The organism is Caenispirillum bisanense (genome assembly GCF_900230255.1).
Taxonomy (GTDB): Bacteria; Pseudomonadota; Alphaproteobacteria; order Rhodospirillales; family Rhodospirillaceae; genus Caenispirillum; species Caenispirillum bisanense_A.
This window is the reverse complement of sequence record NZ_OCNJ01000001.1, coordinates 505,949-521,040: the sequence shown is the minus strand read 5'-3', so window position 1 is coordinate 521,040 and position 15,092 is coordinate 505,949. Positions and strand designations below refer to the sequence as shown.

Below are 15,092 nucleotides of genomic sequence, written 5' to 3'. Positions count from 1 at the left end.
CGCGAACCACCCGACACCGTCACAGCCGCGGGAGAGTCCGCCTAGCGCGGCGCACCGTGGGCGGCGGCGTGCTGCAGCACCAGTTCGGCCAGCGCGTCGTAGTCGTAGTCGAAGTGATGACCGCCGGGCTTCTCCACCACCGTCGCCATGTCGGCGAGGCGCGGGCAGATCGACTTGGCCGCTTCCTCGACGCCGTAGACGCACAGCAGCGGCAGGCCGAGGCGACGGGCTTCCGGCTCCACGTCGGTCGCGTGGTCGTCTGGGTCGTCGCGGAACCAGCCGCCCATGTGGATCTCCCAGTTGGCCCAGGTGTAGCTGGTCAGCATGGCGGCCGTCACCACCTTGGCCCGCACCTCCGGCGGCAGGCGGTTGGCGATGGCCGGCAGCACCGAGGCGCCGAAGGAGAAGCCGATGAGGATCACCTCGTCCCGCCCCCACCGCGCCATGGCGTCGCCGAGCACCACGGCCAGATCGGCGGCGGCTTCCTCGGGTGTGCGGCGGGTCCAGAAGTACTTCAGGGCGCTGACGCCGAGCACCGGAATGCCGCGGTCGACGATGAGCGCCGCCAGGTCGCGGTCGAGGTCGGCCCAGCCGCCGTCGCCCGACAGGATGACGGCGAGCCGGCGACCCGGTGCCGCAGCGGCGGCCACCGGTTCCTCCACCACCCAGCCGGGCTGCTCCGCCCTGGCTGACGGCGGCACGGCCGTCGTCACCAGCGCCGCCAGCAGCAGCGCGACGAGAATGCGGGTCACTTCGCGATCACTCCCCTGAAGCCGCCGCCGATGAGGCTGGCGACGTCCACTGCCACCTTCAGCAGCGCCGGGCCGGCGGGCGCGGCGAGGAAGCGCGGCCGCCATTGCGGCGCATACTTCTCCTTGTAGACCCGCACGCCCTGGAAATTGTAGAGGCCCTCGCTGCGCTCGAAGATCATGGTGCCGACGCGGCTCCAGATGGGCGCCAGCGGGTTGTCGGGCAGGCCGGCCAGCGGCGCCATGCCGAGCGAGAAGCTCTCCCACCCTTCGGCCTTGGCCCACAGGATGATCTCGACGAACAGGAAATCCATGATGCCGTAGCCAGCGTCGGGCGCGTGGCGCATGAGGTCGACGGTCAGCTCGCGCTGGTCGCCGCCCGGCCACAGGTTGGCGAAGGCGATCAGGCGGCCCTCGCGGCGGGCCAGGGCGACGGGGAAGCGGCGCAGGTAGGTCTCGTCGAAGCAGCCGAGGGAGAAGCGCTTTTCGCGCGCCCGCCGCGATCCCATCCAGGCCTGCGACACCGCCGCCATCTCGGCCATGAGGGCGTCGTCGACGGCGCCCGCCGGCACCATCTCGAAGGTCGCGCCGTCGCGCCCCGCCCGGCGGTGGCCGTAGCGCAGGGCCGACCGCGCCTGACCGGCCAGCGAGAAGTCGGGCAGCCGGACCACCGCCTCCTCGCCCAGCTTCACGAAGCGCAGGCCGAGGTCGAGGTAGAGCGGCAGGGTGTCGGGGCGGATCTGGTAGAACACGGGCCAGGCGCCGGTGCGGTCGCACAGCTCGCGGAACGACCACACGAGGTCGGCCGCCGCCGCCGGATTGCCCACGGGGTCGCCCATGGCGACCAGCGAGCGGCCGCTGGCGCCGTACATGAGGAAGGCATCGCCCGCCTCGGAAAACAGGAACGACTTGTCGCCGAGCAGCGCGAGGTTGGCCTGGCTTTCCGACGCACCCGCGACGATGGCGGCGGCGCGGGCGAGATCGTCGTCGGACGCCGGGCGGGGCCGCTGCGCCGCCGGGCCGGTGAAGCGCATCACCAGCAGAACCAAGGCGACGGCGGCGGCGACCACGCTGGCGCGCAGCACGCGCGGCGCCTCGGCGTCGAAGGCGAAGGTCCAAAGGTCGAAAGCGGCGTACTCGCCGTGGCTCCAGGTGAACCAGCCGAGCCAGCCGCTGGCCGCCAGCGCCACGGTCACCGCCGCCAGCCAGCCCGGTGTCAGCGGCTGGTGCAGCAGCGAACCGTGGCGGTCGAACAGGGGCCGGGCCAGCCCGAGCAGCACCGCCAGCACGAGCATGAAGCTCGCCTCCTCCCAGTCCCACCCCTTCAGCAGCGACAGCAGGACGGCGCCGATCGCCAGCGCCATGACGCCGAACCACGCGCTGTCGAGCCGGCGCATGAGGCCGCGCGCCAGCACCAGGCACAACAGGCCGACCACGCTGCCGAGCACGTGCGACGCCTCGACCACGCCAAGCGGCAGGATGCCGCTCAGCATCTCGATGCGGCCCGGTGCGGCGGGGGTGGCGGAAGACACCAGCATGACCAGCCCCGCCACCACCGTCAGCATGGCGAAGGCGGGCGGTGCGAGCCGGCGGCTGACGCCGGCGAGGCGCCGCAGGGTGGATTGCGCGGCGGCCCGCTTCTGCGCCAGCTCGATCGCCACCAGCAGCACCACCGCCAGCACCAGCGGCAGCACGTTGTAGAGCAGGCGGTAGAGGATCATGGCCGTCAGCACGTCGGCCGCCGGCACGCCGGGCAGGAACAGCAGCAGCAGCCCCTCGAACACCCCGACGCCGCCCGGCACGTGGCTGACCACGCCGGCCATGAGGGCGATGGCGTAGAGGCCGAGGAAGCCGAGCAGCGACACCGGCAGGCCGTCGGGCAGCAGCACGTAGAGCACGGCGCCGGCGGCGGTCCAGTCCAGGGTCGACAGCGCCACCTGCGCCAGCGTCACCTTGAGCGCCGGCAGGCGGACCCGCCAGCCGCGGAAGGCGATGTCGGTGCGCAGCATGGCCGCACCCACGTAGACGCCGACGCCGAGCAGCAGCCCGGCGCCGATCAGGTTCACCACCGGCACCGGCAGGGTGAGCGCGGCGGCGAGGCGCACCGGCTCCGCCACCGCCCCGACGGCGCCCACCACGGCGGCGCCGAGGCCGATGCTGATGGAGCAGAACACCATGACGCGCGCCACGTCCACCGGGCCGACGCCCAGGTTGGAATAGAACCGCAGGCGGATGGAGGTGCCGGTCAGGGCGGCGAAGCCGGCGGTATGGCTGATGGCCTGAGCGATGAAGGCCGCCGGCACCACCTGCCGATAGGGCACGCTCGCACCGCAGTGGCGCAGGCCCATGTGGTCGAAGACGGTGAGCGCGAGGTAGCTGACGGCGGTCAGCGCGAGGCCGATCAGCACGTCGCCGGCGCCCACCCGGCGCATGCCGGCGTGGATCTCGTCCCAGGTGATGGCGGAAGCCTCGTGGTGGATGACCCACAGGGCCAATCCGAAGGCGAGCAGGCTCGCCACGGCCGCCAGCGGACGGATGACGGCGGGCGACAGCAGGCGCTGCGGCAACGACGGTTCGAGGGAGGACATGAGGGTCCGGTCAGCCGATGAAGTCGACCCCACGGCGGTCGCCGCTTCTCTTACCTCGGAAGCGGTAGGGCTTGAAAGTGAATTTCCGGCACACATGGCGCCTGCGGCAGCGCGCCAATGGCCCTGGCAGCGACAGGGGAATGGCGCCAGCGTGGAGGCCAATCGCAAGGACCCCCGCGCCATGACCCTGCACACCGTCGCCGCCCTGCTCGCCACCTGCTTCCTGGCCGCCGTTCTGCCGGGGCCGGGCACCGTCGCCCTGTCGGCGCGGGTGATGGCCCAGGGCGTGCGCCGCTCGCTGGTGTTCGTGGCCGGCATGCTGTCGGGCGACGTGGTGTGGATCGCCTTCGCGGTCACCGGCCTGACCGTCATCGCCAAGACCCTCGGCCCGCTGTTCCTGGCGGTGAAGATCGCGGGCGGGCTCTATCTGGTGTGGCTCGGCATCAAGCTGCTGCGCACCCGCCACGACGACGCAGCGGACAACGGCCCGACGCCCGTGCCGACGGAACCGAGCGCCTGGCGCACCTACCTCTCGGGCCTCGCGCTGATGATCGGCAATCCGAAGGTGATGCTGTTCTACGTTTCCGTCCTGCCGACGGTGATCGACCTGCATTCCCTGTCGCTGCCCGGCCTGATCGCCACCGTCGGCGTCATCGGCGTCGGCGTCGGCGGCGGGCTGGTGCCGTGGATCGTCACCGCCAGCCGCCTGCGCGGCCTCATGCGCTCCGCCGTCGCCCGCCGCCGCATCGACAGGGGCGCCGGGGTGGTCATGGTGGGTGCCGGCGCCGCCGTGGCGGCCACTTGAAACCATTCCGGCTCCGTGACAGGATGCCGCCGCGTTCGCCCTCCCTGAGGCTCTGCACCCCATCATGACCCTGCACGCCGCCTTTGCGTTCTACGTCGCCGTCTATCTGCTCGGCCTGACGCCGGGCCCCGGCGTGTTCGCCGTCATCGCCCGCGGGCTGGCGCAGGGCTTCGTGCGCACCCTGCCGTTCATCGCCGGCATCCTGTGCGGCAACATCACGTGGCTGACGCTGACGGTGTTCGGCCTGTCCATGGTGGCGCAGGTGCTCGGCCCGCTGTTCCTGGCGGTGAAGATCGCCGGCGGCCTCTACCTCGTCTACATGGGCGTCAAGATGTGGCGCAAGCGGGTGACCGCCGAGGATCTGGACGCCGACGTGCCGGAAGAAGCCTCGCTGCTGCGCCGCTGGCTGTCGGGCTACATGCTGACGCTCGGCAATCCGAAGCCGATCTTCTTCTATCTGTCGGTGCTGCCCAACCTGCTCGACATGAACGCCCTGGCGCACGGCGCCGTGCTGACCGCCGCGCCCATCGCCGCCGCCGGCATCGCCAGCGCGCTGATCCCCTACTGCCTGATGGCGAGCCGCCTGCGCCGGGTGCTGCGCAGCGTCACCGCCCGCCGCCGCCTGAACCGCACCGCCGGCGCCATGCTCATGGGGGCGGGTGCGGCGGTGGTCGCCAACTGAGGTAGTCCGGGCGGGTCCTGTCCCGCCGCGGCGGCGGCCCCTATCCTGGGGACCATGCGCCGCCTCGCCCCTTTCGCCGCCGCCTGCGCGCTGCTCGCCGCCGCCGTCCTGCCCGCTGCGGCGGCGGAGCGGGCGGCCGCCTTCGTGCCGTCGCCCGGCCAGTGGGCGCTGGTGCCGGGAAGCGCACTGTCGGAGTCGGGCGTCCAGGTCGACAAGGCGACGGCACAGCGACTCCACCTCTCGGGATCGAAGGACGCCCAGGCCGCCGGCGACGACAACGGCGCCGCCTGGGATCCCGAGTCGCGTTGTCTGCTGTTCATGGGCGGCGGGCGACGCTACTGGGGCGGCAACGAGATCTATCGCCTGTGCCTGTCCGACCTGCGCTGGCAGCGCCTGACCGAGCCGACTCCGCTGCCCGCCGACGGACCGCCCTGCCCCGCCGTGCCCGACGCCCCCGCCGCGGGCCTCGCGTGGGACGGGCTGGAGGTGGTCGACGGCCGGCTCTACGCCTTCCTCACCGACGCCTTCTGCCGCAGCGGCACGCGCAGCATCGACACCGCCTGGTCGCTCGACCTGCGCGCACCGCAGGCCGGGTGGCGGCCCGAGCCGGGCGCGCCGCGCCGCTTCGCCGGGGCGGCCGTCGCCCGCAACCCGCGCACCGGCGGCCTCGTGGTCGTCGGCACCGAGCGCGACGTGCTGGCCGAGATGGACCCCGCCGCCACCCTGCCCGCCACCGAAATCCCCATCGGCGCCACCAGCCCGGCGCCGGGCATGGTCTGCACGGCGGCGGGCGAGGACATCTATTGCCTGTCCGGCGGCCGCGCCCTGTGGCGGCTGGAGTACGGCCCCGGCCAGCGGGCGGATCGGCTGCGCGAGTTGGGTGACCTGCCGCTCGGCGGTGTCGGGCCGTCGCCCTGCGTCGTCTGGCACCCGGCGCGGCAGCGGCTGGTGGTCCTGAGCGGCAGCCGCACGGTCTACGAGGTGAACCCGGCCGACCGCTCCGTCACCCGCTGGCCCAACCCGGAGGGGCCGGAGCCGCGCGACAAGCCATTGCGCGTCGTGTCCAAGTGCGCCTATGTGGCCGACCTGGACGCCTTCGTGCTGGTGCGCGGGCGGCACGATCCGGTCGCCTTCTACCGCCTGTCGGCGCCGGGCACGACCCAGCGCGCGCCGGTTGAACAGCGCGCCCCCGCCTACGTCCGCGGCCTGTCGGTGCCCGACCCTGCGGGGGGATGAGAATCTTCAACGTTTCTGCGGGTTTCCGATGCATTTCCGCAACAGGCGCGGCGATGTGCGCGGGGGGCGAAATTTTTTCTTGTCAGGCCGGGCCTTTGGGACTACATCGGGACCCACAGACGTATTCGCACGTGCCCCTGGCCCCGCGAGGCTAAGCAACGACGTAACGCGGCTCTGGACGTTCACTCGGCTCACGCCGGTGTTTTGCTGGAGAAGTGATATGGTTGCTCATCGCGCGCCGGGGCTCAGTACCCAGGTCGAATAGTCGGCGCCTTACCCGGGGCAGATACCGGGTTATCCGACATCGCTGAACGAACCCTTGCCCGGCCACACAAGCCGCGCCGAGGGTTTTGCTTCCACCTTCCGCTTCACGGCGGACGATGACCTGGGGGACGGCCCGCTATGGCTTTCCTTTACACCAACGGCGATCATCACGCCGCTGAAGCCCTGTTCGTCTTCGGCAGCCTGATGGACCTCGACCTCATGGCCCGCGTGATCGGCCGCGACGCCGCCCACGTGCGCATGGCGCCGGCTTCCATCCGCGGCTTCCAGCGCCGCCGGGTGGCGGGCGAGCACTACCCCGTGCTGGTGCCCAAGCCCGACGGTCTGGTCGACGGCCGGCTGGTCGAAGGCCTGACGGCGGCCGACATCGACCGCGTGCATTTCTACGAAGGCGACGTCTACGAACTGGTGCCGGTGACGGCCACCACCGAAGACGGCCGCCGGGTGACGGCGCTCGTGTTCCTCGACACCGGCGCCATCGACGTGTCCCACGACGGGTGGGATTTCGACGCCTGGGTGCAGACCGAACGGTCCATGGCCCTCGCGTTGGCAGAACGGCTCATGACCTACTACGGCCGCATCTCCCTGCGAGAAGTCGAAGGGATCTGGGCCCGTATCAAGGACCAGGTGGACAGTCTCTACGGCTACGACGAAGAGGCCATGGCCGCCGAAGCCAGAGCGTATCCATAGGCGCGCAAGGGCCGGGTCTCACCGCCCCCAGACGCTCGAAAAATCCGCAAAAACAAGCGTTTCGACTCATTTTGCGCCCGTGTTGCGCCTGAAGGACTGCTGCCATGAACACCAAGATCGCCGCCTTCCTCCGCGACTCCCGTCCGGCCACCCCGTGCCTCGTGATGGACCTCGACATCGTCGCCGACAACTTCTGCGCCCTGCGCGCCGCCCTGCCCGACACGCGCATCTTCTACGCCGTGAAGGCCAACCCGGCGCCGGCCATCCTGAAGCTGCTGGTGGCCGCCGGCTCGTCGTTCGACTGCGCCTCGATCCCCGAGATCGACATGGTGCTGGCCGCCGGCGCGACGCCCGACCGCATCTCCTTCGGCAACACCATCAAGAAGGAGAGCGACGTCGCCGCCGCCTTCGAGCGCGGTGTGCGCCTCTACGCCTTCGACAGCGAGGCCGAACTGGACAAGGTGGCCCGCGCCGCCCCCGGCTCGCGCGTGTTCTGCCGCATCCTGACCTCGGGCGAAGGCGCCGAATGGCCGCTGTCGCGCAAGTTCGGCTGCGAGCCCGAGATGGCTAAGGAGCTGCTGCTCGCCGCCCGCTTCAAGGGTGTGGAGCCCTACGGCGTGTCGTTCCACGTCGGCAGCCAGCAGCGCGACCTGGAGCAGTACGACCGCGCGCTCGCCGAAGTGGCCGACATCTTCCACGACCTCGCCGGCAAGGGCCTGGAGCTGAAGATGGTCAACCTGGGCGGCGGCTTCGCCACCAAGTACATGGTCGACATCCCCACCGCCGAGCAGTACGGCCAGGCCATCCGCGACAGCCTGCTGAAGCACTTCGGCAACCGCATGCCGGAAACCATCATCGAGCCGGGCCGCGGCATGGTCGGCAATGCCGGCGTCATTCAGTCGGAAGTCGTGCTGATCTCCAAGAAGTCGGCCAACGACAACCGCTCGTGGGTCTACCTCGACATCGGCAAGTTCGGCGGCCTGGCCGAAACCATGGACGAGGCCATCAAGTACCCGCTGGTCACCGAGCACGATGCCGAGGGCGCGGAATCCGAGCCCGTCATCATCGCCGGCCCGACCTGCGATTCCGCCGACATCCTCTACGACAAGGCCGACTACCGCCTGCCGACGGCGCTGCGCATCGGCGACAAGGTCGAAATCCGCGCCGCCGGCGCGTATACTACGACCTACGCCTCCAACGGATTCAACGGCTTCGCGCCGCTGACCGAGTACTACATCTGACGCCGCCCGCGGTTCTGCGCTTCGGCTCCTGGTATGAGAGAGTGCCCAGACGATGATGATCGTCCGTGAACTCCCCGGTCATGGCCCCGCCATCGACCGGCTGGTGGAGAAGTCCTTCGGCCCCGACCGGGCCACCAAGACGGTCTACCGGCTGCGCGACGGCGTGCCGTCGGTAGCCGCCCTCAACCTCGTGGCGGTGGAAGGGGCCGAGGTCATCGGCACCATCCGCTTCTGGCCCATCGTCATCGGCCCGCGCCGGGTGTCGGCGGTGCTGCTCGGCCCCATCGCCATCGAGGAAAAGTACCGCTCGCTGCGCATCGGCACCCAGTTGATGCGGGCGGCGCTGGAACGCTGCCGCGAGGAAGGCCACGAGATCGTCATCCTGGTCGGCGACGAGCCCTATTACCGCCGCTTCGGCTTCCGCCGCGATCTGGCGGTGAACCTGGACCTGCCGGGCCCGGTGGACCTCGACCGATTCCTCGGCCTGGAACTGGTGGAGGGGGCGCTGTCGGGCGTCACCGGCATGATCGACAAGCCGACCGCCGAGGAACTGGAACCGCAGGTGTCGGTGCCGGTGCTGCCCGGGGCCGCCAAGAAACAGGTGTGGGTTCGCCGGGCGTGGGCGGAAAAAGACCAGCGCACCGGCACGGACGGCCTCGGCACCGTCCTCTTCTTCGACCCGGCCCTCCTCCCGGCCGCGGCGCCGGCCGAGGACAGACGCCTGAGCGCGTAAGGCGCTAAAACATGAAGGGGCCGCCCCGGATCTTCCGGAGCGGCCCCTTCGTGCTATGGGGTCAGAGGGTGGGCCGCGTCGACCACACCGACAGGGTGACGGCCGGCGTCTCGTAATCCAGATCGCCGACCGGCATGGCCGCCACCACCACGGCGTCCGGCGGCGCAGCCTCGGCGACGCCGGCGATCACATCCGCCGTCACCTGAAGCGGCGCCCGCGGCCCGGCGCCCGGCCAGATGTTGAGGAAGAGGCCGACGCCCGCGTCCTCGGCGAGCGGCGATACGGCGGCCAGCAGAGCCTGGACACAGGCGTCCGCGTCGTCGCCCAGGTCCACGGTGACGACGTGCCGGCAGTGGCGTCCGTTGACTGCGGTCCGCAGGTCCGCAACGTCACAGCCGATGAAGCCGGGCAGCCACGACGGCGCCAGCAGGGTCTTGATGGCTGTTGCGGCCTGTTGCGGCGTGGCCGCGCGCATCACCGCGACGTCTTCATGCAGGGTGGACAGCCTGCACCCGGCCCCGATCACGAGCAGCCGCAGATGAGCCTTCTGCGCCGCCAGGTCGTGCAAGGCCGCTTCCGCCTCATTCTCTGAGGCGGACAGCGCCACCGCCACGGCAGCCAGGGGCGTCGATTGCCCCTCGTCAGCCGTCACGCGATCGACCCAGGGAATATCGCCCAGGTGGTGGAGGGTGGCGACGGACGACTGATCGAGCGCCGCGATCCGGGCATGACCCTCGACTCGCTCGCAGGGTGCGACGGTGAGGACATCCACGGCGGCAGGCGGCACAGTGTCCTTCCTCATCGCTCCATCCCCTCCCGGCCCCTCACCAGCCGCCGAAGCGCTTCCATTTGTCGATCACCTCGCCGTGGTCGACGACGTGATAGGCCTCGTGGCAGGCGGCGGTGATGCAGGCGTGGTTGGGCATGATGCGGACCTTGGAGCCCACGGGCAGGCGATCCCAGAGGGTGTCGTCGGTCACGGCGCACATGCCGTGTTCCTGCGACACGTCGGTGACGAAGAGGTTGGCGATGGGGCGGGCCGTGGCGGCGTCGCACACCACGCCGTAGCCGATGTCGGCCATCAGCTCGTTGGCCGACACGTCCTTGGACAGCGCCAGCGCCCCGGCGTCGATGAGCAGCTTGTCGGCGGGGCGGTTGTGGCCGATCACCGTCGCCAGCACCGACAGCGCGAGGTCCTGCGCCGAGCATACGCCGAGCAGCAGCTGGTGGACGTCCATGAACATGTAGACGCCCGGCCGCATCTCGGTGATGCCGCTGTAGTCCTCGCCGCACATGGCGGTCGGCGTCGAGCCGGCGGAGACCACCGGGCACGGCAGGCCGGCGGCGCGCAGGCGCTCTGCGGCGTGGACCAGCCCCTCGCGCTCGGCCCAGGCGACGGTCTTGATCTCGTCGCGGCTGCGGCAGTGATAGCTGTGGCCGGCGTGGGTGAGCACACCGGCGAGGCGGGTGCCCGGCCCCTCGTGCAGGATGCGGCCGACCTCGAGCAGCTCGGCGCTGTCGGGCAGCACGCCGGCGCGATGGCCGCCGGTGTCGATCTCCAGCATCACGTCGAACACCACACCCAGCGCCGCCGCCTTGTCGGTGACGGCGCGCGCCATGGCGGCGTTGTCGGTCAGCAGGGTGATCTTCACCCCCTTGGCGAGCAGCGGCGCCAAAGGCTCCAGCTTGCCCGGCACGATGCCGACGGCATAGGTGATGTCCTTGAACCCGTGGCCGGCGAAAGCCAAGGCCTCGGCGACTGTCGACACGGTGATGCCACCGCTCTGCCCTTCCGTCGCCAGCATGGCGACCTCGGCGCTCTTGGCGGTCTTCAGGTGCGGACGCAGGGCGATGCCGTGTTCGGCCATGCGCCGCCCCATGGTCGCCAGGTTGTTGCAGAGGACCGGCAGGTCGAGAAGCAGAGAGGGCGTCGGCAGGTCGACAGGGCGGACCACGGGCTATTCCAGCTTTCTGAGGGACACCGAGTTGATGCAGTACCTCAGGCCGGTCGGCGGGGGCCCGTCGGGGAAGACGTGGCCGAGGTGGGCATCGCACCGATTGCATAGCACCTCGATGCGGACCATGCCATAGCTCGTGTCGTGCTCTTCCCGCACGTGGTCTTTTTCAACCGGTGCGGTGAAGCTCGGCCAGCCGGTTCCGCTGTCGAACTTGGTGCGACTGTCGAACAGCGGCAGGCCGCAGCACACGCAACCGTAGAGACCGGGCTCGTGGGCGTGGCAGTATTCGCCGGAGAACGGGCGCTCGGTGCCCTTCTTGCGCGCGACCTGGAACTGCAGCGGAGTCAGCTCTGCGCGCCATTCCTCGTCGGATTTGACGATCTTTTCCAACACGACCTCCTGGGGCGGGCGGCGCGGCCCCCGGGGGCCGCGCTCAGATCCCGAAGAACGGTGCCATGAGTCTGGGCACGACGCCGGTGAACCGCAAGGGCGCGTCGGTGACCGCGAGGCACAGGCAGGGCTCGCCGGGGTCGGCGATGGGCTGGTGCAGCAGCGTCTCGTCGGCGCAGGCGACGTCGCCGCGGGCGAAGCTGCCGACCTCGTCGGAGAAGCCGCCGGCCAGCACCAGGGTATACTCGGCGCCGTTGTGGCTGTGCTCCGGCAGGGCCGCGCCCGGCTTGATGCGGAACAGGCGGGCCTTGGCGCCCTGCGTCGGCAGTTCCACCGACCGCACCGCCGGGCCGAGCGACCGCCACGGCAGCGCATCGAGGTTGCCCGACAGGTAGGAGCGCAGCGGCTCGGGGATGGTGCGCAGGGTCGTCTCGTCCACCTGCGTGGGGGGCGCGGGCGGCGGCGGCGGAGCGGGTTCCGGCTCGTCCAGGCGGGCGAGGATGCTCTTCAGGGCGTCCTCGGCCAGCGGCTCGGGCGGCATCTCGTCGACAAGGGCGGCGCCCATGGATTCGGCGGCCGTCACCTTGGTGCGGCAGGCGGGGCACAGCGCCAGATGGGTGGCGACCATCAGCGACAGGCCTTCGTCGAGGCTGCCCGCGGCATAGGCGACCAGCAGGTCGTCGCCGGGATGGTGCTTGATCGTGCTCATTCCACATCGTCTCCCAACGCCGTCCGCACCTTGCGGAAGGCGAGCCGCAGCCGGCTCTTGACCGTGCCGAGGGGCAATTGCAGCACTTCGGCGATCTCGGCGTGCGGTTTCTCTTCGTAAAAGCTGAGGCGCACCACTTCCGCCTGTTCCGGCGGCAGCTGGCGGATCGCCTCGCGGACCAGGGCCTCGCGCTGGCGGGCGCCGACATGGTCGTCGGCACGCGGCTCGGCGTCGGGCACCAGGGCGGGGTCCTCGGCATCGATCTCGGGCCGCTTCTCGCGCCGGATCATGTCGATGCGCATGTTGCGCGCCACCGCGAAGATCCACGTTCCGGCCGACGCCTTGGCGGGATCGTAGAGGTGAGCCTTGCGCCACACCGCCAGCAGGGCCTCCTGCGCCACCTCCTCGGCGGCGGTGTCGTCGGCGCCGAGCTTGCGCATGTAGGCCTTCAGCCGCGGCGCGTAGTGGCTGAACAACTGAGCGAAGGCCGCCTTGTCGCGGTCGCGCCCGACGGCCACCAGGCAGGCGCCGGCATCGAACACGGGTGGCTCCGCTGTCTCCGTCTGCCTCATGCGACCTCCCCGCCGCACCCGGTCGAGGGGGCGGAACAGGGGAGGCAGGGACGGCGCCGGCAGGGGCCCGCCCAATTGCGCTGCTTGTGCACTCATGCCCTCCGATACGGGACGCCGGCGGCGGCGGATCACGCCGACGGGGCAACGATTTTTTTGTTCTGCCGGAGCGATGGAAACATGATCCGATCGGATGCCCGGATCCGTAAGATGGTAGCCCATTGAGCCCTACGAAACCTATTTCTTCATCGGATTTTTCGCCATGCCCGACAGCGTTTTCCCCGAGCCCGCCCGCGGGCGCCGCCTCCGCGTCGCCGTCATCGGCAGCGGCATTTCCGGTCTCTCCTGCGCCTGGCTGTTGTCGCAGGGTCACGAGGTCACCGTCTACGAGAAGAACGAGCGCCTCGGCGGCCACAGCAATACGGTGGTGGTGCCGACGCCCGACGGGTCGATCCCCGTCGACACCGGCTTCATCGTCTACAACACCCTCACCTACCCCAACCTGACCGCCCTGCTGGACCACCTGGGCGTCGCCACCCACGGCACGGACATGAGCTTCGGCGTCTCCATCGACGCCGGCCGGCGGGAATACGCGGGCTCCACCCTGCCCGCCCTGTTCGCCCAGAAGCGCAACATCCTGCGGCCGCGGTTCTGGTCCATGCTGCACGACCTGGTACGGTTCTACCGCGACGCGCCGAAGCTGCTGAGCGAGCCGGGCGCCGACGCGCTGACCCTCGGCGAATTCCTCGACCGCGAAGGCTACGGCGAGCCCTTCCTCACCGACCACCTGCTGCCCATGGGGGCGGCCATCTGGTCGACGGCGGTGGAGGACATGCGCGCCCACCCGGCCACCGCCTTCATCCGCTTCTGCGACAACCACGGCCTGCTCAAGCTGACGGGCCGGCCGCAGTGGCGCACGGTGGTCGGCGGCTCGCGCGAGTATGTCGACCGCATCAGCCGCCCCTTCGCCGACCGCGTCCGCCTCGGCGTCGGCGCCCGCGCCGTCACCCGCCTCGGCGGCAGCGTCATGGTGGAGGGCACCGACGGGTCGGTGGAGGTCTTCGACCACGTGGTGCTGGCCTGCCACGGCGACGAGGCGCTGCCCCTGCTCACCGACCCGACGGCGGAGGAAAGCGCCCTGCTCGGCGCCTTCCGCTACCAGCCCAACACGGCGTGGCTGCACACCGACCCGGCGCTCATGCCCAAGCGCAAGGCGGTGTGGTCGAGCTGGAACTACCTGTCCCATACCGGCCGCGACGGCAAGGCGGCCGTCTGCGTCACCTACTGGATGAACAAGCTGCAGCCGTTGCAGACCCGCACCGACCTGTTCGTGACGCTGAACCCCGACACCCCGCCGCGCGACGAGGCGGTGCTGCGCCGCATCGAGTACGCCCACCCGCTGTTCGACGCCGCCGCCGTGGCGGCGCAGAAGCGGCTGTGGAGCCTGCAGGGCGACCGCAACACCTGGTACTGCGGCGCCTGGTTCGGCGCCGGCTTCCACGAGGACGGCCTGCAGGCCGGCCTCGCCGTCGCCGAGGCGCTCGGCGGCGTGCGCCGGCCGTGGTCGGTGCCCGACGAGTCCGGCCGCATCGTGCTGCGCCCCCTGCCCGCCTCCGGCGCCGCCAGCGACGGCAGCGGCGCCCGCGACGAGGTGGCGGCATGACGGCATCGGCCCTCTACCACGGCACGGTGGTGCACCGGCGCTTTTCGCCGAAGACGCACGCGCTGTCGTACCGGGTGTTCTCGCTGCTGGCCGACCTGGACGAGCTGCCGGAGCTGTCGCGGCGGCTCAAGCTGTTCGGCTACAACCGTCGCGCCGTATTGTCGCTGCACGACCGCGACCACGGCCCCGGCGACGGCACGCCCCTCAAGGAGTGGGTGACGCGCGAGCTGGACGCGGCCGGCATCGCGGCGGGCGGGCCGATCCGCCTGCTGTGCTATCCGCGCCTGTGGGGCTATGCCTTCAACCCGCTCAGCGTCTTCTGGTGCCACCGGCCCGACGGCAGCCTCGCCGCCGTGCTGCACGAGGTCCACAACACCTTCGGCGAGCGCCACTGCTACCTGGCCGCCGTCGACGACCGCGAGGCCGGGGCGAAGCTGGTGCGCCACAGCGCCGCCAAGGACTTCCACGTCTCGCCCTTCCTGCCCATGGACCTGACCTACCACTTCACCCTGCGGCCGCCGGGCGAGAAGGTGGCGGTCGGCATCGACGAGACCGACCCGGCGGGCGCGCGGGTGCTGCATGCCTCCTTCGGCGGCACGCGCCGCGCGCTTTCCGATGCGGAAATTCTTCGATCGGTGGTCCGCCACCCGCTGATGACCGTAAAGGTGATAGCGGGCATCCATTGGGAAGCCCTGCGGCTGTGGCGCAAGGGCCTGACCGTCTACCGCCACGCCGGGGAGCGCCCGCCGCTGGTGACCGTGGCCCCGCGCCCGGTCCCCACCGAGCCCGCCTGATCC

General features: G+C 70.9%; 15 protein-coding genes. 8 read left to right on the top strand and 7 right to left on the bottom strand.

Going from position 1 to position 15,092, the window contains the following annotated elements; translation table 11 throughout:
* Positions 1–41: 41 nt before the first annotated feature.
* Together CRP50_RS02585 and mprF are read right to left on the bottom strand one after the other, a co-directional pair.
* The gene (locus CRP50_RS02585; protein ID WP_176524993.1) at positions 42–752 is read right to left on the bottom strand and encodes an AcvB/VirJ family lysyl-phosphatidylglycerol hydrolase; all 711 of its coding nucleotides are present in this window, start codon (positions 750–752) and stop codon (positions 42–44) included.
* Positions 749–3,337 carry a bifunctional lysylphosphatidylglycerol flippase/synthetase MprF gene (gene mprF, locus CRP50_RS02580; protein WP_176524992.1) on the bottom strand — a complete coding sequence of 863 codons (2,589 nt, stop codon included), beginning with the start codon at positions 3,335–3,337 and terminating at the stop codon, positions 749–751. The genes CRP50_RS02585 and mprF overlap by 4 nt, the downstream gene beginning before the upstream one ends.
* 181 nt (positions 3,338–3,518) lie before the next feature.
* Between mprF and CRP50_RS25435 the strand changes: the two genes are divergently transcribed.
* The 6 genes from CRP50_RS25435 (at position 3,519) to CRP50_RS02550 (ending at position 9,006) form a co-directional block, all read left to right on the top strand.
* Positions 3,519–4,142 (top strand): LysE family translocator, encoded by a 624-nt coding sequence (locus CRP50_RS25435; protein WP_176524991.1) that lies wholly within the window; start codon positions 3,519–3,521, stop codon positions 4,140–4,142.
* A 64-nt stretch (positions 4,143–4,206) separates the two neighbouring features.
* On the top strand, positions 4,207–4,824 hold the full coding sequence (locus tag CRP50_RS02570) for a LysE family translocator (protein ID WP_097277402.1): 618 nt from the start codon (positions 4,207–4,209) through the stop codon (positions 4,822–4,824).
* A 54-nt stretch (positions 4,825–4,878) separates the two neighbouring features.
* Positions 4,879–6,060: a hypothetical protein gene (locus CRP50_RS02565; protein ID WP_097277401.1), complete on the top strand. Its 1,182-nt coding sequence runs from the start codon at positions 4,879–4,881 to the stop codon at positions 6,058–6,060.
* Positions 6,061–6,462: 402 nt separating this feature from the next.
* Positions 6,463–7,032 (top strand): gamma-glutamylcyclotransferase family protein, encoded by a 570-nt coding sequence (locus CRP50_RS02560; RefSeq protein ID WP_097277400.1) that lies wholly within the window; start codon positions 6,463–6,465, stop codon positions 7,030–7,032.
* A 104-nt stretch (positions 7,033–7,136) separates the two neighbouring features.
* Positions 7,137–8,273: a type III PLP-dependent enzyme gene (locus CRP50_RS02555; protein ID WP_097277399.1), complete on the top strand. Its 1,137-nt coding sequence runs from the start codon at positions 7,137–7,139 to the stop codon at positions 8,271–8,273.
* A gap of 52 nt (positions 8,274–8,325) precedes the next feature.
* On the top strand, positions 8,326–9,006 hold the full coding sequence (locus CRP50_RS02550) for a GNAT family N-acetyltransferase (RefSeq protein ID WP_097277398.1): 681 nt from the start codon (positions 8,326–8,328) through the stop codon (positions 9,004–9,006).
* Positions 9,007–9,067: 61 nt separating this feature from the next.
* Here CRP50_RS02550 and CRP50_RS02545 read toward each other — a convergent pair whose 3' ends face one another.
* From CRP50_RS02545 to CRP50_RS02525, 5 genes are read right to left on the bottom strand one after another with little or no spacing between them, the layout of a single operon-like run.
* The gene (locus CRP50_RS02545; RefSeq protein ID WP_097277397.1) at positions 9,068–9,808 is read right to left on the bottom strand and encodes a hypothetical protein; all 741 of its coding nucleotides are present in this window, start codon (positions 9,806–9,808) and stop codon (positions 9,068–9,070) included.
* 22 nt (positions 9,809–9,830) lie between these two features.
* Positions 9,831–10,961, bottom strand: a complete 1,131-nt coding sequence (locus CRP50_RS02540) for an alanine racemase (RefSeq protein ID WP_217991972.1) — start codon at positions 10,959–10,961, stop codon at positions 9,831–9,833.
* A gap of 3 nt (positions 10,962–10,964) precedes the next feature.
* On the bottom strand, positions 10,965–11,354 hold the full coding sequence (gene msrB / locus CRP50_RS02535; protein WP_217991971.1) for a peptide-methionine (R)-S-oxide reductase MsrB: 390 nt from the start codon (positions 11,352–11,354) through the stop codon (positions 10,965–10,967).
* A 43-nt stretch (positions 11,355–11,397) separates the two neighbouring features.
* The gene (locus CRP50_RS02530) at positions 11,398–12,063 is read right to left on the bottom strand and encodes a ChrR family anti-sigma-E factor (protein ID WP_097277395.1); all 666 of its coding nucleotides are present in this window, start codon (positions 12,061–12,063) and stop codon (positions 11,398–11,400) included.
* Complete coding sequence (locus CRP50_RS02525) at positions 12,060–12,635, bottom strand: sigma-70 family RNA polymerase sigma factor (protein WP_097277394.1); 576 nt, start codon at positions 12,633–12,635, stop codon at positions 12,060–12,062. Before CRP50_RS02525 ends, CRP50_RS02530 begins: the two co-directional genes overlap by 4 nt.
* Positions 12,636–12,894: 259 nt before the next feature.
* Between CRP50_RS02525 and CRP50_RS02520 the strand changes: the two genes are divergently transcribed.
* Together CRP50_RS02520 and CRP50_RS02515 are read left to right on the top strand one after the other, a co-directional pair.
* Complete coding sequence (locus CRP50_RS02520; RefSeq protein WP_097277393.1) at positions 12,895–14,295, top strand: NAD(P)/FAD-dependent oxidoreductase; 1,401 nt, start codon at positions 12,895–12,897, stop codon at positions 14,293–14,295.
* Positions 14,292–15,089 (top strand): DUF1365 domain-containing protein, encoded by a 798-nt coding sequence (locus CRP50_RS02515; protein WP_097277392.1) that lies wholly within the window; start codon positions 14,292–14,294, stop codon positions 15,087–15,089. Before CRP50_RS02520 ends, CRP50_RS02515 begins: the two co-directional genes overlap by 4 nt.
* Positions 15,090–15,092: the final 3 nt, after the last annotated feature.